This is a genomic window from Mesorhizobium subarcticum, assembly GCF_055456085.1.
In genome coordinates, this window is record NZ_CM144237.1 from 3740225 (window position 1) to 3761856 (window position 21632).

Below are 21632 nucleotides of genomic sequence, written 5' to 3' on the forward strand. Positions count from 1 at the left end.
GAGTGCTGGAGGAGTACTCTGCCGACCCTGTTGCCGGTTTGCCGCGCGAGGTCTGGTGGAAATTGTCGGTCCTTGCCAGCCCACTCTGGATCTGGCTGACCGAACTAAAAAATGCTTATCGACCTGGCTTGATGATACGAGCGCTCGCATAACGATCCTCTGTCATCGCTTCCGGGTTGGTCTGTGTGGCGGGCACGCCGTGTCCGTCTGTTTCCAAGGGAGGACTGATATGAGGAAAACAGTTTTGCTTGCCGCCGTCGCCGCCATGGCGCTGGGCGCCGGGCCGGCTTTGGCCAAGAAGCAACTCGTCATCGTGGTGAAAGGTCTCGACAATCCATTCTTCGAAGCCATCCACCAGGGTTGTGAGAAGTGGAACAAGGAAAACGCCAGCTCGGAATATGAATGCTTCTACACCGGACCGGCATCGACTTCCGACGAGGCCGGCGAGGCGCAGATCGTCCAGGATATGCTGAGCAAGGCCGACACGGTAGCGATGGCGATTTCGCCGTCCAATGCGCCGCTGATCGCGCAGACGATCAAGACCGCCAATCCGACGATCCCGATCATGACAATCGACGCCGACCTCGCCAAGGAGGATGCAGCCCTTCGCAAGACCTATCTCGGCACCGACAACTATCTGATGGGCAAGAAGATCGGCGAGTACATCAAGAAGGGCAAGCCGAACGGCGGTACGATCTGCACCATCGAAGGCAATCCTGCGGCTGACAACATCCTGCGCCGCGCGCAAGGCATGCGTGACGCGCTGTCGGGCAAGGAAGGCCTCGCGGCACTTGCCGGCGAAGGCGGCTGGACCGAAGTCGCCGGCTGCCCGGTGTTCACCAATGACGATGGCGCCAAGGGCGTGCAGGCGATGACCGACATCCTCGCCGCCAACCCCAAGCTCGATGCCTTCGGCATCATGGGCGGCTGGCCGCTGTTCGGCGCGCCGCAGCCCTATCGCGACCTGGTCGGACCGCTGAAGGACCGTCTGGCCAAGAACGACTTCGTCATTGGCGCCGCCGACACGATCGGCGACGAAGTGGCGATCGCCCGGGATGGGCTTGTGACCGCTCTCGTCGGCCAGCGGCCGTTCGAAATGGGCTATAAGGCGCCTTCGGTGATGATCGATCTCATCAAGGGCACCAAGGTCGCCGATCCGGTGTTCACCGGCCTTGACGAATGCACCAAGGACACGGTCGACACCTGCATCCAGAAGTAGTTTGCGATGACGGGGCGCCCGGCTGCCGGGCGCCCCGTCAATTCCCTGATGAGACGCTGTGGCGGGGCCAGAGGCTCCGGCTTTGACGCGTCCATAGTTAGGATTTTCGGCAACAGGATCGGCGCGCCGAGCGGGTTCGGATCCTTCCGGACGACAGACGGCCGACGCATTGGAACGTGGATGCCGGACGAGACGTCAAAGAAAAAAGCCAACCGGGCCAGGGCGCAAGCCAACCGCGATCCGGTGGTCGTGCGCAGGGCGGATGCGGCGCACTTTCCTGGATCGAGCGTTCACGCCTCGCTCGCCAGCGAGATTGGTCTGCGGATCGTGCGCGGCGACTATCCGCCCGGCAGCATCCTGCCCAACGAGGCCAAATGGGCCGAAACCTTCAATGTCAGCCGCTCGGCGGTGCGCGAAGCGATCAAGATGCTGATGGCCAAGAGCCTGTTGGCATCACGTCCCAAGATCGGCAGCTGGGTCGAGCCCAGGGAGCGCTGGAACTTGCTCGACCGCGATGTGCTTGCCTGGTACGCGACCGCACCCGACCGCGAAGCGTTCCTGCGCACCGTGCAGGAGTTCCGCCACATCATCGAACCGGAAGCGTCCGCCTTCGCCGCCATGCGGCGCAGCGACGAGCAAATGGCCGAGATCAGCCTGGCCTGCCGCGAGATGGGCGAGGCGGCAAACCTGCCGGAACGCATCCGCGCCGACACGCGCTTTCACCTCGCCATCCTGCGGGCCTCGGGCAACGACCTTCTGGTGCCGCTCGGTGTGCTGATCGAGTCCGCGCTCGACCATCTCTTCGTCTTCACGACGCGCCAGGTCGGCGATCAGCGGCGGGCGCAAATGCTGCACGAGGCGATCGAGAAGGCCATTCGCCTCCAGCGTCCCGCGGCGGCGCGCAACGCCGTGCACAAGCTGCTCGCCGACACCGATGAGGGGATCGGAAGCAGGCGGCGGTGATGCTGGCTTGCGCCGGCCCTTCGCATGCTCAGGGCGTTCGAAGTTCTAAAAGCCAAGCAATTGGCTTTTCGTCCGCTGCGCGGACCACTTCTCACCTCAGATCGTCTGCTTCTTGCCATCCTTCGTCGGCATCAGGTCGACGCCGTTCACTTTGGCGATGTGCGTTGCCAGCATCGGCACGAACTGTTCGGCCGGGCCACTGGCATGGGCGCCCGCGAAGGAGTTCTTGGTGGCATTGCCGAGCGGGTTGGCGATGCCGGCGGCACCGGCCATGGACTCGAGATAGGTCAGGTCCTTGAAGGCGTTGGCGATGGTGAATTTGTGGGCGTCGCGGTCGCCTTCCAGCGTCCAGCGCATGAAGGTCTGGTAGAATCCGCAATCCATGCGACCGTTGCGGATGACGCTGTCGAAACGCGGCGGTGAGATACCGACCTTTTCCGCCAGGGCCAGCGCCTCGGAATAGAGGGCGGCGTAGCCCAGCGAGATGAAATTGTTGAGCAGCTTCATGCGGTGGCCGTCGCCGGTGTCGCCGATATGGACGATGCGCCCCGCCCAGGTTTCGATCACCGGCTTGACCCTGGCAAAAAGTGCGTCGGGCGCGCCGACCATGGCGTCGAGCGTGCCTTCCCAGGCTTCCTTCGGCGTGCGGCTCAGCGGCGCATCGACATAGTCGATGCCCAACGCCTTGAGCTCGGCTGCAAGGGCCACGGTCGAGACCGGGTCGGAGGTCGAACAGTCGACGACAACCGAGCCCTTCTTCAAGCCTTCCTTGAGGCCGCCGGGGCCGCGGATGATGGCTTCCACCTCGCGCGAACCAGTGACGCAGATGAAGACGATGTCGGATGCCGCCGCCACATCGCGGGAGGTCGCCGCTTCCTTGGCACCACGGCCCAACAGGTCCTCCGCCGGCTTGCGGTTCTTGCGGCCAAGGAATGTCAGGGGATAGCCCTTGTCGACGATGTTCTTGGCGATGCCGTGTCCCATCAGGCCTAGGCCGATGAAGCCGATATTTTCGCGCGCGGTGGTGGTGCTCATGTCGTCGGTCCTATCCCGGATTATCGATAATGATGTAGCCGTTTTAGCCATATGTGGTTGCAGAACGCAATATTGTCTGACAATACACGTCAATTCCAGAGCCTGTCATGGAGACCAGAATGACGAAGCGGATCATGTTCACCGGCGGCAGCGGCAAGGCTGGGCGTCATGTCGTGCAATACCTTGTCGAACAAGGCCATCAGGTGCTCAACATCGACACCAAGCCGCTCGACAATCCCAAGGTGCGCACGCTGATCACCGACATCACTGACAGCGGGCAGGTGTTCAATGCGCTGTCGAGCTATATGGGCCTGCACGAATTCGACCCGTCGCTGCGTCCGCAGCCGGTCGATGCTGTGGTGCATTTCGCCGCCATCCCGCGCATCATGATCACGCCCGACAATGAGGTGTTCCGCATCAACGCGATGGGGACCTACAATGTCATTGAGGCGGCGGTGAAGCTCGGCATCCGCAAGGTGATCATCGCCTCCAGCGAGACGACCTACGGCCTGGTGTTCGCCAACGAGCCGCGCGATCCCCAATATTTCCCGCTCGACGAGGAGTATGACGTCGATCCGATGGACAGCTACGCGCTCTCCAAGATCGTCAACGAGAAGACCGCGCGGGCATTTGCGCTGCGCAATGGCACCGACATCTACGCTCTTCGCATCGGCAATGTCATCGAGCCGCATGAATATTCGCTGTTCCCGAAATGGTTCGCCGATCCGGGTTTCCGCAAGCGCATCGCCTGGAGCTATATCGACGCGCGCGACCTTGGCCAGATCACGCTGCGCGCCATCGAAAAGGATGGCCTCGGCTACCAGGTGTTCAACGCCGCCAATGACGACACCTCGTCCGACCTGCCGACGGCCGAACTCCTGAAGCGGTTTTATCCCAACGTGCCGGTCAAGGCTGAACTTGGTGAATACGAGACGCTGCTGTCGAACCGCAAGGCGCGCGACATGCTCGGTTTTCGGCCGGAGCACAGCTGGCGCAAATATGTGAAGTAGGACCGAGAGCGTCAGGCGTGGCCTGATCTGTGCACAGCGGCCCGCTTTGGGGGCGAACCCGCTTGCGGCGCTTGACAGCTTCCGTAAACCGGCCTTTCTGAAGCATATGCGGGACGCGAAGCCGAACAAGGAAAAATCGCCGAAAAAGCCGGCAGCCGCCGAGCGCCCGGCCGGTGTTCGCCGGCCCGACGCGGCGCGCATTCCGGGCGCCAGCGTGCACGGCTCGCTGGCCAGTGAAATTGGCCTGAGGATCGTGCGCGGCGACTATCCGCCCGGCACCATCCTGCCCAATGAAGCGAAATGGTCGGAGACCTTCAGCGTCAGCCGCTCGGCGGTGCGCGAGGCGATCAAGATGCTGATGGCCAAGAGCCTGCTTGCCTCACGCCCCAAGATCGGCAGCTGGGTCGAGCCCAAGGAGCGTTGGAACCTGCTCGATCGCGATGTGCTGGCCTGGTACGCGACATCGCCCGACCGCGAGGTGTTCCTGAAGACCGTGCAGGAATTCCGCCACATCATCGAGCCCGAGGCGACTGCCTTTGCCGCCATGCGGCGCACCGAAGAGCAGATGGCCGAGATCAGCCAGGCCTGCCGCGAGATGGGGGCGGCGACCAGCCTGCAGGAGCGCACCCGCGCCGACACGCGCTTTCATTTGGCCATCCTGCGTGCCTCGGGCAACGACCTGCTCGTGCCGCTCGGTGTGCTGATCGAATCCGCCTTCGACCATCTGTTTACCTTTACGACGCGGGCCGTGGACGACCTCAATCATGCGCAGAAGCTGCATGAGGCGATCGAGAAGAACATCCGCCTGCAGCGGCCGGACGCGGCGCGGGCGGCTGTGCGCAAACTCCTCGCCAACACCGACCACGTGATCAAGTCGCGCTAGGCCGTAACTAATCTTCCTTCTCGCGACCGAATGCCACCCGCAACTCGTCCTTGGCTCGTTCCAACACTTGTTTGCGCGCGGCGGGAAGGTTCTTGCCGGCGCGGTTGATGTAGAAATTCAGCATCGACATGGCGGATTGAAAGGGTTCGGCCTTGCGGCGATGGCTGTGTTCAGCCGATCGCTTGAGCGAGGCGGCGATCTTCCTGGCATCGTCGGATTCGAAGATGTGATCCTCGAGATCCATCGCATCGCTGTGCTCGGTTACGTCGGCTGACCATTTTTGTTTGGCAGCGGTCATGGCAGGCACTCCTTTGCCGGTTGCTGGTCGGAGAACTCCAGAGATTGGCGTCGGTTCCGCCTCCACATTCGCTCTGGAGCCACGGATTTGCCCGCCGTGGCGCTGCTGCGCGCCGAGAATGCGCCGATAGTGGTGCAAACGGCAGCCGGTTTTCGAGACCGCCGGCAGGAAACGCCTTTGACCCGAACCGATCTGAGCCGGCCAAGCCCCGGCATTGACAGCTCCTACGCCTGGACGCGGCTGGCCATCTCGATGGTGCTGGCGACGATCGGCGCGGTCGGCATGTGGGCCGTCGTCGTCGTGCTGCCAGCCGTGCAGGCCGAATTCGGCGTCGACCGCGCCGCGGCATCCATGCCCTACACCGCGACCATGGTGGGCTTTGCTGCCGGCAACGTGCTGGTTGGCCGCGCCATCGATCGCATGGGCTATTGGATCCCGGCGCTGATCTCTTCCGTGGCGCTCTCCGCCGGCCTGCTGCTCGCGGCGCTGTCGACCTCGATCCTGCAATTCACCCTTGCGCAAGGCGTGCTGATCGGTGTCGGCACGTCGGTGATCTTCGGGCCGCTGATCGCCGACATCTCGCACTGGTTCAACCGCCGGCGCGGCGTCGCCGTCACGGCGGCGGCGGCCGGCAACTACCTCGCGGGGGCGCTCTGGCCAACCATCATGCCGACGCTGATCAAGGCGGAAGGCTGGCGCTTCACTTATGCCGCCATCGGCGTCTTCTGCCTGGTCACCATGGTGCCGCTGGTGCTGCTGCTGCGGCGCGGCGCTCCGGATGCGGCCGCCGCAGGCTCGCCCGGAAGCCGGCCGGTGCAGCCTATTCCGATGTCGCCGGCGGCGCTGCAGGGGCTGCTGGTCGTCGCTGGCCTCGGCTGCTGCGTGGCTATGTCGATGCCGCAGGTCCACATCGTCGCCTATTGCATGGATCTAGGCTACGGCATCGCACATGGCGCCGACATGCTGTCGATCATGATGGCGGCGGGCGTGGTCAGTCGGCTTGCTTCGGGTTTTATCGCCGACCGCATCGGCGGGGCGAAAACCTTGATCATCGGTTCCGTGCTGCAATGCCTGTCGCTGCTGTTTTACATCCCGTTCGACGGGCTCGCCTCGCTCTATGTCGTGTCACTGGTGTTCGGCCTGTCGCAAGGCGGCATCGTGCCTTGCTACGCGATCATCGTGCGCGAATACCTGCCCGCCAAGGAGGCCGGGCAGCGTATCGGCATCGTCATGATGGCGACCATCTTCGGCATGGCGATCGGCGGCTGGATGTCGGGCTGGATCTACGACCTGACCGGTTCCTACGCAGCCGCGTTCCTCAACGGCATCGCGTGGAATCTGCTGAACATACTGGCCATCGGCCTGTTCATGTGGAAGGCAAAGAACAGGGCCGTCATGGCCACCTGAGGCAAGGGGCGGGCACGGCTCCTGGACACCCTCCGCTTGACAACGGACACGCAACTGCGCGACGCCAGAGGCCAAGGGGTGCGGCAATGGGCCGGTGAGATGGCGACAGCTGGGATGATTGTATTGCGGGCGCGCTTCGGCGGCTGCGGGCCGTGGCCTTGATCAAGCCACGCTCGCGCCGGGGCGGCGGCCGCCCGACCATATCAGACGTTGCGCGCAAAGCCGGCGTCGGCGCCATCACCGTGTCGCGCGCGCTGCGCGAACCGGAGCGTGTGTCCGAGGAATTGCGCCGGCAGATCCAGGCCGCCGTCGACGAGCTCGGCTATGTGCCGGACCCCAATGCGCGGGCGCTGGCCTCGGCGCGCGCCGAAGTGTTCGGCGTGCTGGTGCCGTCACTCACCAACAACGTCTTCGCCGAAGTGGTGCGCGGCATCTATGACAGCCTGTCGGACAGTCCGTTCCGCATCCAGCTCGGCAACACCCACTATTCGGGACTGGAGGAAGAGCGGCTCTTGCAGGTGTTCGGCTCGCAGCGGCCGGCAGCACTGATCGTGGCCGGCATCGACCAGACGCCGACCTCGCGAAAACTGCTGGAAAATGCCGGCTGCCCGGTGGTGCAGGTGATGGAGACCGGACCCGAACCCGTCGACATGATGGTCGGCTTCTCGCATCTCGACGGCGGCAGGGCGGCGACCGAGCATCTGATCGAGGCGGGATATCGGCGCATCGGCTTCATCGGCGCGCGCATGGACCCGCGTTCGCAGCGGCGCCTGGCCGGTTACCGCGCGGCGATGGAAAAAGCCGGCCTGTTCGACCCGCGCCTGGTCACCACCACGCCGGTGCTGTCCAGCGTGTCGCTCGGGCGCGAACTCTTCCGCGATGCGCTGGCCAAGATGCCGACACTCGACGGCGTGTTCTGCAACAATGACGACATCGCGCTCGGCGTGCTGTTCGAGTGCCATCGGGCCTCGATCGACGTGCCGAAGACGATCGGCATCGTCGGCTTCAACGATCTCGACATGATGCAGGTGGCCTTTCCCTCGATCACCAGCATCCGCACCTACCGCTACGAAATCGGCAGGCGCGCCGTCGCCATGGCACTGGCGGCAATCTCTGGCGACAGGCCGCAGGAGCGGATCGTCGACCTCGGCTACGAGCTCAAACGCCGCGAGAGCACCGCACGCTGAACACGCTTCGAGACCGCCCGCAAATGGCGCTTTACACAACGTCATGGTAGCGCTACCATTTTTACTGAGCGGGTATAACCACTTAGATGCTGAGCCTGTTTATTATACATAAGCAACAGCTCATGCTTGTTTATTATGTATAATATGATAGATTTCACCCCGCTGAAGGGGGGCGGCAAGGGGAGGGATCGCGGAGGCCTTCGGCACCTGGTAGGCGTGACTGGGCAAGGCGGAGGGGCCAGCCGGAAGCGCGAAAATTCCATAAAACTGAACAGACAAATCAGAACTGCAATCGGGAGGATTATCGATGATCAAGTCACTTGTTGGTGGCATCGTTGCCGCCACTGCATTCGTCATGTTGAGCTCGTCTGCGATTGCCGCAGGCCCTGAAATCGTCAAGGGCCCGGCGGCCGAGCCGGATTGCTTCTCACCCTGGGCCGCGGACACGCTGTTCTTCAAGTTCCCCAAGATGGCCGGCCCATACCGCATTGCGCTCGCCAACGGCTATATCGCCAACACCTGGCGTATCCAGATGGTGCAGACCGCGAAGGCCTATGCGGCGCAGAAGGACGTCGCCGCGAAGCTGAAGGAATTCAAAGTCGTCTCGACCGGCGAAGACGTGCCGGCGCAGATTTCGGCGATCAACAACTTCATCGATTCCGGCTATGACGCCATCGTCGTCAACGCACAGAACCCGACCGCCTTCGGGCCGGTGATCAAGCGAGCCAAGGAAGCCGGCGTCGTGCTGGTTGCCTTCGACAACATTCTCGACACCAAGGATGCCATCAACGTCAACGTCGACCAGAAGGGTCTTGGCGAGCTGTGGGGCAAATGGCTGGTCTCGCATGTGCCGAACGGCGGCAAGGTGCTCGAGGTGCGCGGCGTTGCCGGCACATCGGTCGACACCGACCGCCACACCGGCATCCACGAGGTTCTCGATGCCTCCGGCAAGAAGTGGGACGTCACCGAAGTCGTCGGCAAGTGGGATGACGGCGTTGCGCAAAAGGCTTCGGCCGATGCAATCGCCACCAACGGCCCCTTCGACGGCGTCACGGGACAGGGCGGCGACACCGGCATCGTGCAGGCGATGATCGATGCCAAGCATCCGTTCGTGCCGTTCGGCGGCGAGACCGAGAACGGCTTCCGCAAGTTCTGCGCGGCCCACGCAGCCGACGGGTTGAAATGCTCGTCGGCCGGTACCGGCCCGGCGCAGGTGGCGGTTGCCATCAAGACGGCGATCGCAGCGCTTGAAGGCAATGTCGTCCCGCAGTCGGTCAAGCTGCCGCTGGCGATCGTCGAGGATCCCAACTTCAAGGCCGGTCAGGACTTCTTCCCCGACCAGTCCGACAATTTCTTCGTCGGCAATTCCTTCCCGACCTGCGGCATCAATTTCACGGCGCAGGAAATCATGGGTCAGACCAAGGCTGACCAGTAGGCTGCACACCCGGCGCCGCGGGATCTCCTGCGGCGCCGACCACTCGATATCCTTGGTCGTCAAAGTGCCTCGGGAGGGCCGATGGACGCTGCGGTTCCGCTCTTCCAGATGGAAGGCATATCCAAACGCTATGGCGGCGTGCGAGCGCTGGAAAAGGCGGAGCTTGTCGTCACGTCCGGCAGCATCCACGCCATCCTTGGCGAAAACGGCGCAGGCAAATCGACGCTGATCAAGGTGATGGCGGGCGTCGTCGCGGCCGACGAAGGCCGCATGATGCTGGATGGCCGAGAGGTGACCTTCGCTTCGCCGGCTGCCGCCAACAAGGCCGGCATCGTCTGTATCTTCCAGGAGCTATCACTGGTTCCCGAACTCAGCGTCGCCGACAACATCCTCATATCAGATCCGCCCAAACGCTTCGGCATGATCGACCGCAAGGCGCAGCGCCGCATCGCGGAGGAAGCCCTTGCCCGCGCGGGTGCTGCCGACATCCATCCGCTGGCGCTGGTCAAGGACTTGCCCTTGTCGCGCCGGCAGATGGTCGAGATCGCCAAGGCGCTGGCCAGGAAGCCGCGCATCCTGATCCTCGACGAGGCGACGTCCGCGCTCACCGCGGCGGATGTCTCAAACATTTTTGGCGTGCTGAAGCGGTTGCGTTCGGAAGGGCTTGCGCTGCTCTACATCTCGCACCGCATGAACGAGATCGCCGAACTCGCCGATCAGTGCACGGTGTTCCGCAACGGCCGCAACGTCGCCAGCTACAAGGCCGGCTCGAAGAGCGACAATGAGGTGGTCGAACTGATGATCGGCCGCGAATACAGTCATATCTTCCCGCCAAAGCCGGCGACCGTGCCAGCCACAGCCGCACCCAGGCTTGAAGCCCGCAAGCTGTCGTGGACCGACCGGCTGGACAACATCTCGCTGACCGTCAGGGCAGGCGAGGTGGTCGGTCTCGGCGGTCTCGACGGCCAGGGCCAGCGCGAATTGCTGCTCGCTTTCTTCGGCGTGCTGCGCGGTCTTTCAGGCGAGGTGCTGATCGACGGCAAGCCGGTGACGATTGGCAGTCCGGCCAAGGCGCGGCAGGATGGTATCGGCATGGCGCTGATCCCGGAGGACCGCAAGACCGAAGGGTTGATGCTGCCGATGACAGTGCGCGAAAACCTGTCCTTCGCCGCGCTCGACCGGCTGTCCAGGGGCGGCATCATCGACCGCGCCGCCGAACAGCGGCTGATCGACGACATGGTCTCCCTTCTGGCGATCAAGACGGCGGGCCTCGACATTCCGGTCGGCGCGCTGTCGGGCGGCAACCAGCAAAAGGTGGTCATCGCCAAATGGCTAATGCGCCAGCCGCGCATCATCCTGCTCAACGATCCGACACGCGGCATCGATGTCGGCACCAAGCAAGAGCTCTACCAACTGATGCGCAAGCTGGCGGATGCCGGGGCGGCGATCCTGTTCTATTCGACTGACTATGACGAGCTAATCGGCTGCTGCGACCGGGTGCTGGTGCTCTATGACGGCGCCATCAAGCGCGAGCTGGTCGGCGCCGAGATTACCGAACGGGCGCTGATAGCGAGCGCGCTCAACATCCATGGCGAGGAGAGCCCGGTGGGCCTGGGAGCAAGCGCGTGAAAGATTGGCGCTATTGGCTGGCCGAGCAGCGCGGAACGCTGCTGGCGCTCGGCATCTTCATCGTCATGTTCGTCATCTACACATCGAACCATCCGGCCGGCTTCACCGCCAATGTCGTGCAGACAGCGGCGAACAAGGGCGTGCTGCTCGCCTTCGTCGCCATGGCGCAGACACTGGTGGTGATCACCGCCGGCATCGACCTGTCCGTCGGCATGATTTTCCTGCTCACCAACTGCCTGGCGTCCTGGCTGGTGGTGGGCACGCCGATGCAGACGACGCTCGGCGTTATCGCTGTGCTGGCGGTTGGCCTTCTCTGTGGCGCCATCAACGGCGCCATCGTTATCTACGGACGGCTGCAGCCGATCGTCGCCACCATCGCTACCGGGGCCGTCTATTACGGCATCGGCCTTTTGCTGCGGCCATTCCCTGGCGGTTCGGTCAATGAGGACCTGGCCGATGCGCTGACCGGTCGCGTCTTCGATGTGGTGCCGGCGAGCCTCGTCGTGCTGCTCGCCATCGTGCTGGTGATCTGGGTGCCGTTCAGCCGCTCGGTGCTTGGCCGGGCAGCCTACGCGGCGGGTTCGTCGGAGACGGCGGCCTACATGTCCGGCGTGCCGATAAGGCGCGGCAAGTTCGCCGCCTACACGCTGGCCGGGCTGCTGGCCGCGATCGGCGGGCTGTTCCTGACCTTCTTCACCTATACGGGCGACGCGGCCTATGCCAGCGGCAACGCCTACACGCTGTTCTCGATCGCCGCCGTGGTGCTTGGCGGCGTCTCGCTGTTCGGCGGCAAGGGCAGCGCCATCGGCGCCATCTTCGGTGCGCTCGCCTTCCGCACCATCGGCGATTTGTTGTTCGTGTTCGATTTCGATCCGCTCTGGCAGCCGCTGTTCCAGGGCATTATCCTGCTGATCGCCGTCAGCCTCGGCGCCTTCGCCCTGTTTCGGGTCCGCAACCGGCTGGAGTGGTTCCTGTGAGCGAAACGACGCCGATGGTTGGGAAGAGCGACGGCGGCATTGCCGGCCGCATGCCGAAATTCATCCGCCGTGCCGATCCCGCGGTGCTGACGGCGTTCGCCTGCATCGTGCTGCTGCTGCTCCTCGGCAGCCTCTATTCCAGAAGCTTCCTGTCACCTGAATATCTGCTGCAGCAGCTCAAGGTCGCCTCGTTCCTCGGCGTCATCGCCACCGGCATGATGCTGGTCGTGCTGCTCGGCCAGATCGACCTGTCGGTGCCGTGGTCGGTGGCGGCCGGCGCAATGATGGCCTGCGCCGCGGCCGCCTACGGTCCGGTCGGCGTGGCGCTGGCCATTCCGTTCGGCATCTTCTGCGGCGTACTGATCGGCATCGTCAACGGCATCGGTGTCGCCTATCTGCGCATTCCGTCGATGATCATCACGCTGGCCACCAACGCCGTCGCGCAAGGGCTGATGGTGGTCTACACCGGCGGCTTCTCGCCACAGGATTCGGCGACCCGCGCCATGCGCTACCTCGCGACGGGTTTTACAATTCCGGGCGTGCCCAACGCGGTCATCATCTGGGCTGTCATCGGTGCCGCGATGGTGCTCGTGCTGACCCGCACCGGCTTCGGCCGCACGGTCTACGGCATCGGCAACCGCGAGCGCGCCGCCTATCTCTCAGGCATCGACACAAGGCGCGTGGTGATGATCGCGTTCGCCGTCTCCGGTGGGCTCTCGGCCTTCGGCGGCGTGCTTCTGGCCGGCTATGCCTCCAAGGCGGCGCAGTCGATGGGCGACGCCTATCTCTTGCCGTCGATCGCCGCGGTGGTGCTGGGCGGCACCTCGATCCTCGGCGGGCGCGGTTCCTATCTCGGCACCGTCGCCGGCGTCATCCTGATCACGCTCTTGCAATCCATCCTGTCGGTCATGCAGATGCCGGAGGCGGGGCGGCAGATCATCTATGGCGTCGTCATCGTCGCCATGCTGTTGCTCTACGGCCGCGCGCCGGCAAGCCGCTAGATTCAGATTTCAGGTCGAACTCGACCTGAAATCTGAATCCGCCTCTAAATCAAGGAGATAGAGCATGATGTCGTCCGAAAACCGCTTCACACTTTTCGGCATCATGCTCTAGCCGTGGACGAAGAAGCAGCGCAGGCGCCGACGGGCGCTCCCGGCTCGGCGCCGCCGGCCATCGTGGTGATGGGCGTCGCGGGCTGCGGCAAGTCGGCTGTCGGCATCGCGCTGGCAGCCGCGCTCGGCGCCGTCTTCATCGAAGGCGACAGACTGCATCCACCCGAAAATGTCGCTCGCATGGCAAGCGGCGAGCCGCTCACCGACCAGTTGCGCGAAGGCTGGCTCGATGCGATTGGCGAGCGCATCGCGGCATCGGCTGGCAAAGGGCAAGGCGTGGTCGCGGCCTGCTCGGCGCTGAAGCGCAGCTACCGCGCGCGCCTGCGCGGTTTTTGCCCTGACATCGTCTTCCTCTATCTGGAGATCGACCAGGCGACGGCGAGTAAGCGGGTCGCCAGCCGCAAAGGGCATTTTATGCCGGCAAGCCTGGTCGACAGTCAGTTCGCCATTCTGGAACCACCGGGGACGGATGAACGGGCATTGACAATCGACGCGACGCGTCCCGTTGCCGATGTCGTTGCAGACGCGATCCGGCTGCTGGCTAGAGCAATTCCAGGAAAAGTGTGACGCGGTTTTCCCGGGAAAAGCGCATAGCGCTTTCCCTTGGGAATTGCGTCAAAACAAAGAGTTAGAGCGGTTCGCCGCTTCTGCGAAACGGTGAACTGCTCTAACTCATAAGCCGGTATCATCGCCTGTCATGGTATCGTCGGAGGCTTCCGTCAGCCGCCCGCTGCGGGACCAGATCAGCATCTGTTCGGGAAACAGTTTCAGCGCCTCGAGCAGCCGGTCGCGCTTGAGCAGGATATAGCGTGCCTGCAGCACCATATCCTTGGCTCCGTCCCGTCCCATCTCCGCTTCAGCCGGCAGCAGTTCCGGGCTGATGACGGCCCGGTATTCGCGGAAGGGAATGGTCTCGAAGGTCGACATGGCAAACAGCGCCGCCTTGCCCCTTGCGGCGAAATTCGCCGGTGCCGAAGCCAGATGCGTCCAGCCGCCTTTGCCGATCGCGACCTCGGTGAAGGTCGAGCCTGCGTGGATGGTGTTGGTCATCAGCACCACGCCATTGCCTCTGAGGATCTTCTGGATGCGGACGGTGACCTGATAGGCATCGTCGCGCTCGAAGACGATGCGGCTCTTCAGGTAGCGGTTCTCGACCTTGACCAGCGGCGGGTTCAGGAAACGCAGGCCGAACATCGATTCCGAGACACCGTGGGAATTGACGCTGACCTGATGCGCCTCGATATCAGCCTCGTGCAAAGCGCGCTTGCCGAAGATGGTCTGGGAGGTGAACTGATCGCACCAGACGATGGCGCCGTGGCCCCGCAGCAAGGCTGCCTGCAGTCCTTCCTGTCCCTCCAGCCGGATGGTCGGGGACCATCGGAAGCCGGCGACGTGCGCGGCAAGCTGCAGCCGGCGGCGGTGGCGCGCCGCGAGCAAGGCCTCGAACAGCCTGCGCGCGTCGATGTTGCTGCCAAGCACCGCGCGCGTGGCGTCGGCATAGGCTGGAAATTGCTTGCGCATATGGCGTTTCAGGCGAAGCCTGGAGATCCGATCGCAGATCGACGCCCACCAGCGCACCGGCACTGCGGCCGCGACCACGAGATAGAAGATGGCGAGCAGGCTTTCGCGCAGGTCCCGGTTCGAGAACCGGCGCACCCTGCCGGGGTGGACCACCTTGCGGCTGAAGAAGCGGACGTACTCAGCCCTTTCCGGTACAGGGACATCGGCGATGATTTCGGTCCGGAACCTTGCCGTGGCGGTCGGCCTGCGGGATTTCGCGAACCTTGACAGCCTCATCCGACGGGCGTCCATCCGTTCCTGTTGCAAAACCGCTTTCTGCGCCTGAGCGCATCTTACGATGGTGAACGCCGCGCGCCAGTGGTCGATCTAGATTTGCGAAGACAGTTCGACCGGGAAATCGTCGTTGTCGGCATCGCGCATGGCTGCGAGGCTTCTGTTATCAAGCACCTCGGCGATCGCCTGGCGCACTTCCAGCATCATGTGCCGGACTTGGCAGGTGGCTTCGTCGCAATCCTCGCAGCGCTGGTACTGCGTGCGGCTGGCGCAAGGTATCGGCGCCAGCGGCCCGTCCAGCACGCGCACGACATGGCCGATCTTGATCTCGGAGGCCGGGCGGGCGAGGCGATAGCCGCCTTCCTTGCCCTTGCGGCTCTGGACAAAGCCGGCATTGCGCAATTCGCCCAGGATGGCATCGAGGAATTTCTTCGGGATGTTGTTGGCGACCGCGATGTCGTTGACGAAGGCCAGTTGGCCAATCGGCAGACTGGAAAGATGCACGAGGGCCTTGAGGCCGTATTTGCCTTTTTTCGTCAGCATGCCCGAGTCAACCCATGAAAACCCCAACCACCCGCATCTGGCGACTGTTTGTGTGCAAATAATGACGTTTTGATCACACGATGATGTTTCGCCAAAACAAGCCGGCCGATTGGCACATTAGGCACAAACGCGTTGATTCTTTGTAACGTTTTGCAGGAATGACGCTGATATCCAGGGATAACAGGCCTGAAACGAAAGAAGGCCGGCAAAGCGCCGGCCTTCTCGTGAATTCAAACGCTGAAACCGTCAGCGGCTGCCATAGGCCTGGTCAAGCAGGCCACCGGCGGCGAAATGTTGTTTCTGGATCTTGTCCCAGCCGCCGAAGACGTCTTCCACCGTCAGCAGGCGCACCTGCGGGAAATCGGCCTTGTATTTGGCGGCGACGGCCGCATCACTCACCCGGTTGCCATTCTGGGCGAGGATGTCCTGGCCTTCGGGCGTGTAGAGGAAATCGAGATAGGTCTTGGCCAGATCGCGCGTGCCATGCTCGTCGGCGACTTTGTCGACGATCGCCACCGGGAATTCGGCGAGCAGGCTGACCGAAGGCGTGACCTGCTCGAACTTGTCGTCGCCATATTCCTTGCGGATGCCGCGCGTCTCGGACTCGAAGGTGATCAGCACGTCGCCGATCTCACGCTGCACGAAAGTGGTGGTCGCGGCGCGCCCGCCCGTGTCGAAGATCGGCACATTGTTGAACAGCTTGGTGATGAACTCCTTCACCTTGGCGTCGTCGCCCTTGAAGGCTTCCTTGGCGTAAGCGGTGGCCGCCAGATAGGTGTAGCGCGCATTGCCCGAGGTTTTCGGGTTGGGGAAGATCACCTGCACGTCGTCGCGCACCAGATCGTTCCAGTCCTTGATGTGCTTGGGGTTGCCGGCGCGCACGAGGAACGAAGGCAGCGAATAGAAGGGCGAGGCGTTGTTGGCGAAATCCTTCTGCCAGTCAGCCGAGACAAAGCACTTCTTGACCAGGAAGTCGATGTCGGTGACCTGGTTGAAGGTGACGACATCGGCGCCGAGGCCCTCGGCGATGGCGCGTGCCTGAGCTGATGTGCCGGCATGCGACTGGTCGATGGTCACGCCCGGATGCGCTGCGATGAAGGCCTTGTTGACCTGGACGAACAGTTCGCGGCCGACGTCATAAGAGGCGTTGAGCAGCTTGTCGGCCGACCAGGCTTGGGAGGATGCGAGGAGCAGCCCGGCAACGGTGGCAAGGCCAAGGAAAAATCGCTTCATGAAAATAGGGCTCCGATGCAATGCGTTTATGGGTTGAGCATAGCCGTGCGGGACGATAGGCGGCGAGGTACACAGCGCAGCATCATCGCTTTGTCGCGAGAAAAGACATCGCCGAAACAGCGAGTGCCTGGAATTCTGTTCCAGCGGGCGGTTCCCAGAGCCCAATTCTTTCTGCGCCTTGAACGGTTACGGTATTTGGCATATACATATGGCATATACAAAGCGAGGCGCCGTCATGCCCCAACACCGTCATCCAACGACGCCACCGAAGGAGGCAAAGCTCTTCCGCAACAACCGCAGCCAGGCGGTGCGCATTCCTGTGGAGTTCGAGCTGCCGGGTGACAAGGTGCTGATCAGCCGCGAAGGTGATCGCCTTGTCATCGAGCCGGTTCGCAAACCTGGCCTCAGCGCGTTGCTCGCCCAATGGGCGAAAGAGGCGCCACTTGGTCCTGAAGACGACTTTCCCGAGATCAACGATGCGCCGGTCCAGTCCGAGGATTTTTTCTGATGCGGTTCATGCTGGATACGAACATCATCAGCGACATGATCCGAAACCCGGCCGGCAAGGCTGCCGGCGCTATGGTGCGCGAGGGAGACGCAGCCGTCTGCACAAGCATCGTCGTCGCCTCTGAGTTGCGATATGGCTGCGCCAGGAAAGGCTCGGCCAAGCTGCTCAGGAAGGTCGAGGAATTGCTGGCCGAAATCCCTGTTCTGCCGCTCGATGTGCCGGTGGATGCAGAGTATGGCACACTTCGCGCAGAGCTGGAGGCCATTGGCCAACCTATTGGCCATAATGACCTTTTTATTGCCGCTCACGCCTGCGTGCTGGGTATCATTTTGGTGACGGCCAACATGGGGGAGTTCACCCGGATACGGAAGCTGAAGGTCGAGAACTGGCTGGAATAGCCGTTGGCCGAGGATCAAGCGGCCGGAAACAGCTTCCAGCGCCCCGGACGGAACGCCACCCGGCTCTTCTGCGCCGCGGGATGGCCGACCGGAAGTTCGATCTCGACCCGCTGGCGCTGGCCGCCGATCTCGAGTTCGACACGCCGCGTGCCGGCGACGCGGCGGCTGGCGGCGACCGTGCCGGCGATGCAGCCGCTGCAGCCGTCGAGCAGTTCGACGTCGTGCGGGCGGAAATAGAGCGTTGCGTCGCCCTCGGGCGCATGCGGCGCTGCCAGTCCGATCGGACGGTCGGCAAGCCAGATTTCGCCATTCTCGACCTTGACGGGAAGCGCGTTCGATTCGCCGATGAAGCCGTAGACGAAGGGGGAGTTCGGGGTGTCGTAGATGTCATCGGCGGTGCCGACCTGCTCGATGCGGCCCTGGCTCATCACCACGACGCGGTCGGCAAGTTCCAGCGCCTCTTCTTGGTCGTGGGTGACGAAGACGGTGGTGTGGCCGGTGCGATCATGGATTTCGCGCAGCCAGCGGCGCAATTCGCGGCGCACCTGCGCATCGAGCGCGCCGAACGGCTCGTCGAGCAGCAGCACCTTGGGTTCGATCGCCATGGCGCGGGCAAGTGCCACACGCTGGCGCTGGCCGCCGGAGAGTTGCGCGGGGTAGCGCTTCTCGAGACCGGAAAGCTGGACAAGGTCGAGAAGCTCGGAGGCGCGGCGGCGGATTTCCTGCGCCGGCGGCCGCGACGGTCCGTGCCGGACTTTCAGGCCGAACCCGATATTGTCGGCCACGGTCATGTGCCGGAACAGCGCGTAATGCTGGAAGACGAAGCCGACATTGCGCTCCTGGATCGATTTCTGCGAAGCATCCTCGTCGCCGAAGAAGATCTTGCCGCGCGTCGGCCGCTCGAGCCCGGCGATCAGCCGCAGCAGCGTCGTCTTGCCGGAGCCGGATGGTCCGAGCAGCGCGATCAGTTCGCCCGACTTGATGTCGAGCGACACGTCGTGGAGCGCGGGAAACCGCTCAAACTCCTTGCGCACATTGGCAACGCGAACTTCCATACAAATCCCTCTGCTAGTGTCCGCGCGTCGCGGCAAGCTCGGCGCCGTAGCGCATCTCGAGCAGTGTTTTCAAGACCAGTGTGACCAGCGCCAGCCCGGCCAGCAATGAGGCGACGGCAAACGCGCCAACCGCGTTGTACTCGTTGTAGAGGATTTCGACATGCAGGGGCATGGTGTTGGTCAGGCCCCTGATATGGCCCGATACCACCGACACCGCGCCGAACTCGCCCATGGCGCGGGCGTTGCACAACAGCACGCCGTAGAGCAGCCCCCATTTGATGTTGGGCAGCGTCACGTACCAGAAGGTCTGCCAGCCATTGGCGCCAAGCGAAAGGGCTGCCTCCTCGTCGCCATTGCCCTGTTCCTGCATCAGCGGGATCAGTTCGCGGGCGACGAAGGGGAAGGTGACGAAGACGGTGGCGAGCACGATGCCGGGCACGGCGAACAAGATCTGGATGCCGTGCATTTTCAGCCAGCCGCCAAGCAGCCCCTGCGCGCCAAACAAAAGCACATAGACCAGGCCGGAAATGACCGGCGAAACCGAGAAGGGCAGGTCGATCAGGGTGGTCAGGAAGGCCTTGCCCTTGAATTCGAATTTGGCGATGGCCCAGGCAGCGGAGATGCCGAAGACGACGTTGAGCGGCACCGAGATCGCAGCGACTAGCAGTGTCAGGTGGATGGCCGAGCGTGCGTCTGGTTCGACCAGCGCTTGCGTATAGGCACCGATGCCTTTCGCCAGCGCCTCATGGAAGACGATGATCAGCGGCAAGAGCAGAAAGATGCCGAGGAAGGCAAAGGCGATGGCCATCAGCACGGCTTGCGCCGGACGGCTTTCGGTCACCGCCGCCGAGCGGCTCTCATGGTAGGGTTCGTAGGATTTGATCTCGGGGTCAGCCATAGCGCTTGCGGCTCCATGTCTGCACGAGATTGACAATCAGAAGCATGACGAACGACAGAGCAAGCATGATTGCTGCGATCGCGGTCGCCGCCGGGTAGTTGTATTCCTCCAGCCGGATGACGATCAGAAGCGGCGCGATCTCGGATTTGTAGGGCAGGTTGCCGGCGATGAAGATGACCGAGCCGTATTCGCCGACGCCGCGGGCAAAGGCCAGCGAAAAGCCGGTTATAATGGCCGGCGCCAGGCCCGGGAACAGCACGCGGGTGATGATCTGGAAGCGGCTGGCGCCAAGCGTGGCGGCTGCCTCCTCCACCTCCTTGTCGATTTCCTCCATGATCGGCTGCACGGTGCGCACGACAAAAGGCAGGCCGATGAAAATCAGCGCGATGACGATGCCGAGCGGCGTATAGGCTACCTTGATGCCGAGCGGCATCAGCAATTTGCCGATCCAGCCGTTTGGTGCGTAGAGCGTGGTGAGCGCGATGCCGGCCACCGCCGTCGGCAGCGCGAAGGGCAGGTCGACCATGGCGTCGACGATGCGGCGGCCAGGGAAGCGGTAGCGTACCAGCACCCAGGCGACCAGCGTGCCGAAGACGACATTGACGGCCGCCGCGATGAAGGCGGTGCCGAAGCTGATTTCAAGCGCATTCCGCGTACGGCGGTCGGTGGCGATGGCCCAGAACTCGGTCCAGCCGAGTGAGGCCGAGCGCCAGACCAGCCCGGACAGCGGGATGAGAATGATGAGGGTGAGGTAGGCAAGCGAGAAGCCGAGCGTCAATCCGAAACCCGGAATGACACTCGGCTGCTTGAAACGCCACCCCGCCTGCGCGGGTGCTGTGGTCATGTCGTCCTGATCTAGATTTAGCTCACTGGGCCGGCTTGTAGATCTGGTCGAATATACCACCGTCGCCGAAATGATAAGGCTGTGCCTTCTTCCAGCCGCCGAAAAGCGGATCGTCGATGGAGATCAGCTTGATATCAGGCGTCTTCGGAATATCCGCCGGCGCCACCAGTTCGGGCTTAGCCGGACGATAGTGGTTCTTGGCGATGATCGTCTGCGCTTCCTTGGAATAGAGCCAGCCGAGATAGGCTTCGGCTACTTTGCGCGTGCCCTTGGCATCGACATTGGCATCGACAATCGCCACCGGCGGCTCGGCCAGGATCGAGGTTGGCGGATAGACGATCTCGAAATTGTCGGCGCCAAACTCGTCGAGCGCCAGATAGGCATCGTTTTCCCAGCCGATCAGCACGTCGCCAATGCCCTTTTGCGCGAAGGTCACGGTCGAGCCGCGCGCGCCGGTGTCGAGCACCGGGGCGTTGGCGTAGAGCTTGCCGACGAATTCCTTGTTCTTGGCTTCGTCGCCGCCATCATGGGCGTTGGCGTAGGCCCAGGCGGCGAGGTAGTTCCAGCGCGCGCCGCCCGAGGTCTTCGGGTTCGGCGTGATCACCTGGACGCCGTCCTTGACCAGATCGCTCCAGTCGTGAATGCCCTTGGGGTTGCCCTTGCGGACCAGGAAGATGATGGTCGAGGTGTAAGGCGCTGAATTGTTTTCGAATTTCTTGCGCCAGTCGGGATTGATCTTCTTCGACTTGGAGACGATGGCGTTGATGTCGCCCTCAAGCGCCAGCGTCACCACATCGGCGTCGAGGCCGTCGATCACGGCGCGGGCCTGGGCGCCCGATCCGCCATGTGACTGCTGGATGGTGACCGTCTCGCCGGTCTCGGCCTTCCAGTGGGCGGCAAAGGCCTCGTCATAGGCTTTGTAGAGCTCGCGTGTCGGATCGTAGGACACGTTGAGGATGGTGGTGTCGGCAAACGCGAAACCGAGCGTGCCTGATAGAACCGACGTGACGACCAGTGCGCCGAGCAGTTTCCTGAAATGAGGTTTGGTCATTTCTGCCTCCGTTGAACCCGCGCCAAATCTACCGAATTGATAGAAATTAGATGCATCGAATGTTGCCTTTTTTGCCCTCTTGAAGAAAATCTTCGATGAGATTTCGCTCTTTGGGGAAATATTTTCCCTTGTGCGCGACGACGGCAAATCCAC

The 21632-nt window shown here is 63.0% G+C and carries 22 protein-coding genes; 13 read left to right on the forward strand and 9 right to left on the reverse strand.

All coding sequences use genetic code 11. From position 1 onward, the window contains the following. The first annotated feature begins 229 nt into the window (after nucleotides 1-229). Both ACZYHG_RS18360 and ACZYHG_RS18365 read left to right on the forward strand, forming a co-directional pair. Nucleotides 230-1219 (forward strand): sugar-binding protein, encoded by a 990-nt coding sequence (locus tag ACZYHG_RS18360; protein ID WP_027057834.1) that lies wholly within the window; start codon nucleotides 230-232, stop codon nucleotides 1217-1219. 180 nt (nucleotides 1220-1399) lie between these two features. Beyond that, the gene (locus ACZYHG_RS18365; protein WP_464609768.1) at nucleotides 1400-2182 is read left to right on the forward strand and encodes a FadR/GntR family transcriptional regulator; all 783 of its coding nucleotides are present in this window, start codon (nucleotides 1400-1402) and stop codon (nucleotides 2180-2182) included. Nucleotides 2183-2278: 96 nt separating this feature from the next. On the opposite strand, the gene ACZYHG_RS18370 is transcribed toward ACZYHG_RS18365, so the two are convergent. Beyond that, nucleotides 2279-3268: an NAD(P)-dependent oxidoreductase gene (locus ACZYHG_RS18370; RefSeq protein WP_464609769.1), complete on the reverse strand. Its 990-nt coding sequence runs from the start codon at nucleotides 3266-3268 to the stop codon at nucleotides 2279-2281. Nucleotides 3269-3336: 68 nt separating this feature from the next. On the opposite strand from ACZYHG_RS18370, the gene ACZYHG_RS18375 reads away from it, so the two are divergent. Both ACZYHG_RS18375 and ACZYHG_RS18380 read left to right on the forward strand, forming a co-directional pair. Beyond that, entirely contained in the window at nucleotides 3337-4227 is an 891-nt protein-coding gene (locus ACZYHG_RS18375) for an NAD-dependent epimerase/dehydratase family protein (protein WP_464609770.1), read from the forward strand. A 106-nt stretch (nucleotides 4228-4333) separates the two neighbouring features. Beyond that, nucleotides 4334-5110, forward strand: coding sequence for a FadR/GntR family transcriptional regulator (locus ACZYHG_RS18380; protein ID WP_464609771.1), 777 nt, complete (start codon nucleotides 4334-4336; stop codon nucleotides 5108-5110). Between the two features lie 7 nt (nucleotides 5111-5117). Here ACZYHG_RS18380 and ACZYHG_RS18385 read toward each other — a convergent pair whose 3' ends face one another. After that, a complete protein-coding gene (locus ACZYHG_RS18385; RefSeq protein WP_464614723.1) occupies nucleotides 5118-5408 on the reverse strand; it encodes a DUF3175 domain-containing protein in 291 nt (96 codons plus the stop codon). Between the two features lie 177 nt (nucleotides 5409-5585). Here ACZYHG_RS18385 and ACZYHG_RS18390 point away from each other — a divergent pair, with 177 nt between their 5' ends. From ACZYHG_RS18390 to ACZYHG_RS18420, 7 genes are all read left to right on the forward strand, one after another. Next, complete coding sequence (locus ACZYHG_RS18390) at nucleotides 5586-6815, forward strand: MFS transporter (protein ID WP_464609772.1); 1230 nt, start codon at nucleotides 5586-5588, stop codon at nucleotides 6813-6815. A gap of 158 nt (nucleotides 6816-6973) precedes the next feature. After that, the gene (gene gntR / locus ACZYHG_RS18395) at nucleotides 6974-8002 is read left to right on the forward strand and encodes an HTH-type transcriptional regulator GntR (RefSeq protein WP_464614724.1); all 1029 of its coding nucleotides are present in this window, start codon (nucleotides 6974-6976) and stop codon (nucleotides 8000-8002) included. Nucleotides 8003-8309: 307 nt separating this feature from the next. Further along, on the forward strand, nucleotides 8310-9437 hold the full coding sequence (locus ACZYHG_RS18400) for a sugar ABC transporter substrate-binding protein (RefSeq protein ID WP_464609773.1): 1128 nt from the start codon (nucleotides 8310-8312) through the stop codon (nucleotides 9435-9437). 81 nt (nucleotides 9438-9518) lie between these two features. Further along, the gene (locus tag ACZYHG_RS18405) at nucleotides 9519-11066 is read left to right on the forward strand and encodes a sugar ABC transporter ATP-binding protein (protein ID WP_464609774.1); all 1548 of its coding nucleotides are present in this window, start codon (nucleotides 9519-9521) and stop codon (nucleotides 11064-11066) included. Next, a complete protein-coding gene (locus ACZYHG_RS18410) occupies nucleotides 11063-12043 on the forward strand; it encodes an ABC transporter permease (protein ID WP_464609775.1) in 981 nt (326 codons plus the stop codon). The genes ACZYHG_RS18405 and ACZYHG_RS18410 overlap by 4 nt, the downstream gene beginning before the upstream one ends. A 14-nt stretch (nucleotides 12044-12057) precedes the next feature. Next, nucleotides 12058-13044 carry an ABC transporter permease gene (locus tag ACZYHG_RS18415; RefSeq protein ID WP_464614725.1) on the forward strand — a complete coding sequence of 329 codons (987 nt, stop codon included), beginning with the start codon at nucleotides 12058-12060 and terminating at the stop codon, nucleotides 13042-13044. Between the two features lie 114 nt (nucleotides 13045-13158). Then, the gene (locus ACZYHG_RS18420) at nucleotides 13159-13722 is read left to right on the forward strand and encodes a gluconokinase (protein ID WP_464609776.1); all 564 of its coding nucleotides are present in this window, start codon (nucleotides 13159-13161) and stop codon (nucleotides 13720-13722) included. A 105-nt stretch (nucleotides 13723-13827) separates the two neighbouring features. Here ACZYHG_RS18420 and ACZYHG_RS18425 read toward each other — a convergent pair whose 3' ends face one another. From ACZYHG_RS18425 to ACZYHG_RS18435, 3 genes are all read right to left on the reverse strand, one after another. Continuing rightward, nucleotides 13828-14952 (reverse strand): hypothetical protein, encoded by a 1125-nt coding sequence (locus tag ACZYHG_RS18425; RefSeq protein ID WP_464609777.1) that lies wholly within the window; start codon nucleotides 14950-14952, stop codon nucleotides 13828-13830. A gap of 90 nt (nucleotides 14953-15042) precedes the next feature. After that, on the reverse strand, nucleotides 15043-15492 hold the full coding sequence (locus ACZYHG_RS18430; protein ID WP_027029809.1) for an RrF2 family transcriptional regulator: 450 nt from the start codon (nucleotides 15490-15492) through the stop codon (nucleotides 15043-15045). Nucleotides 15493-15738: 246 nt separating this feature from the next. Next, nucleotides 15739-16725: a sulfate ABC transporter substrate-binding protein gene (locus ACZYHG_RS18435; RefSeq protein WP_464609778.1), complete on the reverse strand. Its 987-nt coding sequence runs from the start codon at nucleotides 16723-16725 to the stop codon at nucleotides 15739-15741. 235 nt (nucleotides 16726-16960) lie between these two features. On the opposite strand from ACZYHG_RS18435, the gene ACZYHG_RS18440 reads away from it, so the two are divergent. Both ACZYHG_RS18440 and ACZYHG_RS18445 read left to right on the forward strand, forming a co-directional pair. Next, entirely contained in the window at nucleotides 16961-17233 is a 273-nt protein-coding gene (locus ACZYHG_RS18440) for an antitoxin (RefSeq protein ID WP_464609779.1), read from the forward strand. After that, complete coding sequence (locus ACZYHG_RS18445) at nucleotides 17233-17631, forward strand: PIN domain-containing protein (RefSeq protein WP_464609780.1); 399 nt, start codon at nucleotides 17233-17235, stop codon at nucleotides 17629-17631. Before ACZYHG_RS18440 ends, ACZYHG_RS18445 begins: the two co-directional genes overlap by 1 nt. Before the next feature lie 14 nt (nucleotides 17632-17645). Here ACZYHG_RS18445 and ACZYHG_RS18450 read toward each other — a convergent pair whose 3' ends face one another. Genes ACZYHG_RS18450 through ACZYHG_RS18465 form a run of 4 tightly spaced genes read right to left on the reverse strand, consistent with a single transcriptional unit; the run spans nucleotide 17646 to nucleotide 21479 of the window. Then, a complete protein-coding gene (locus ACZYHG_RS18450; protein ID WP_027057850.1) occupies nucleotides 17646-18686 on the reverse strand; it encodes a sulfate/molybdate ABC transporter ATP-binding protein in 1041 nt (346 codons plus the stop codon). Between the two features lie 13 nt (nucleotides 18687-18699). Continuing rightward, complete coding sequence (gene cysW / locus ACZYHG_RS18455) at nucleotides 18700-19584, reverse strand: sulfate ABC transporter permease subunit CysW (RefSeq protein ID WP_033838357.1); 885 nt, start codon at nucleotides 19582-19584, stop codon at nucleotides 18700-18702. After that, nucleotides 19577-20428, reverse strand: a complete 852-nt coding sequence (gene cysT / locus ACZYHG_RS18460) for a sulfate ABC transporter permease subunit CysT (RefSeq protein WP_464609781.1) — start codon at nucleotides 20426-20428, stop codon at nucleotides 19577-19579. The genes cysW and cysT overlap by 8 nt, the downstream gene beginning before the upstream one ends. A gap of 22 nt (nucleotides 20429-20450) precedes the next feature. Further along, the gene (locus ACZYHG_RS18465) at nucleotides 20451-21479 is read right to left on the reverse strand and encodes a sulfate ABC transporter substrate-binding protein (RefSeq protein WP_464609782.1); all 1029 of its coding nucleotides are present in this window, start codon (nucleotides 21477-21479) and stop codon (nucleotides 20451-20453) included. Nucleotides 21480-21632: the final 153 nt, after the last annotated feature.

Coding starts and splice junctions, on each gene's coding strand:
- ACZYHG_RS18360 (WP_027057834.1), top strand. CDS start 230: ATGAGGAAAACAGTTTTGCTTGCCGCCGTCGCCGCCATGGCGCTGGGC.
- ACZYHG_RS18365 (WP_464609768.1), top strand. CDS start 1,400: ATGCCGGACGAGACGTCAAAGAAAAAAGCCAACCGGGCCAGGGCGCAA.
- ACZYHG_RS18370 (WP_464609769.1), bottom strand. CDS start 3,268: ATGGCTAAAACGGCTACATCATTATCGATAATCCGGGATAGGACCGAC.
- ACZYHG_RS18375 (WP_464609770.1), top strand. CDS start 3,337: ATGACGAAGCGGATCATGTTCACCGGCGGCAGCGGCAAGGCTGGGCGT.
- ACZYHG_RS18380 (WP_464609771.1), top strand. CDS start 4,334: ATGCGGGACGCGAAGCCGAACAAGGAAAAATCGCCGAAAAAGCCGGCA.
- ACZYHG_RS18385 (WP_464614723.1), bottom strand. CDS start 5,408: ATGACCGCTGCCAAACAAAAATGGTCAGCCGACGTAACCGAGCACAGC.
- ACZYHG_RS18400 (WP_464609773.1), top strand. CDS start 8,310: ATGATCAAGTCACTTGTTGGTGGCATCGTTGCCGCCACTGCATTCGTC.
- ACZYHG_RS18405 (WP_464609774.1), top strand. CDS start 9,519: ATGGACGCTGCGGTTCCGCTCTTCCAGATGGAAGGCATATCCAAACGC.
- ACZYHG_RS18415 (WP_464614725.1), top strand. CDS start 12,058: ATGGTTGGGAAGAGCGACGGCGGCATTGCCGGCCGCATGCCGAAATTC.
- ACZYHG_RS18425 (WP_464609777.1), bottom strand. CDS start 14,952: ATGAGGCTGTCAAGGTTCGCGAAATCCCGCAGGCCGACCGCCACGGCA.
- ACZYHG_RS18430 (WP_027029809.1), bottom strand. CDS start 15,492: ATGCTGACGAAAAAAGGCAAATACGGCCTCAAGGCCCTCGTGCATCTT.
- ACZYHG_RS18435 (WP_464609778.1), bottom strand. CDS start 16,725: ATGAAGCGATTTTTCCTTGGCCTTGCCACCGTTGCCGGGCTGCTCCTC.
- ACZYHG_RS18440 (WP_464609779.1), top strand. CDS start 16,961: ATGCCCCAACACCGTCATCCAACGACGCCACCGAAGGAGGCAAAGCTC.
- ACZYHG_RS18445 (WP_464609780.1), top strand. CDS start 17,233: ATGCGGTTCATGCTGGATACGAACATCATCAGCGACATGATCCGAAAC.
- ACZYHG_RS18450 (WP_027057850.1), bottom strand. CDS start 18,686: ATGGAAGTTCGCGTTGCCAATGTGCGCAAGGAGTTTGAGCGGTTTCCC.
- cysW (WP_033838357.1), bottom strand. CDS start 19,584: ATGGCTGACCCCGAGATCAAATCCTACGAACCCTACCATGAGAGCCGC.
- cysT (WP_464609781.1), bottom strand. CDS start 20,428: ATGACCACAGCACCCGCGCAGGCGGGGTGGCGTTTCAAGCAGCCGAGT.
- ACZYHG_RS18465 (WP_464609782.1), bottom strand. CDS start 21,479: ATGACCAAACCTCATTTCAGGAAACTGCTCGGCGCACTGGTCGTCACG.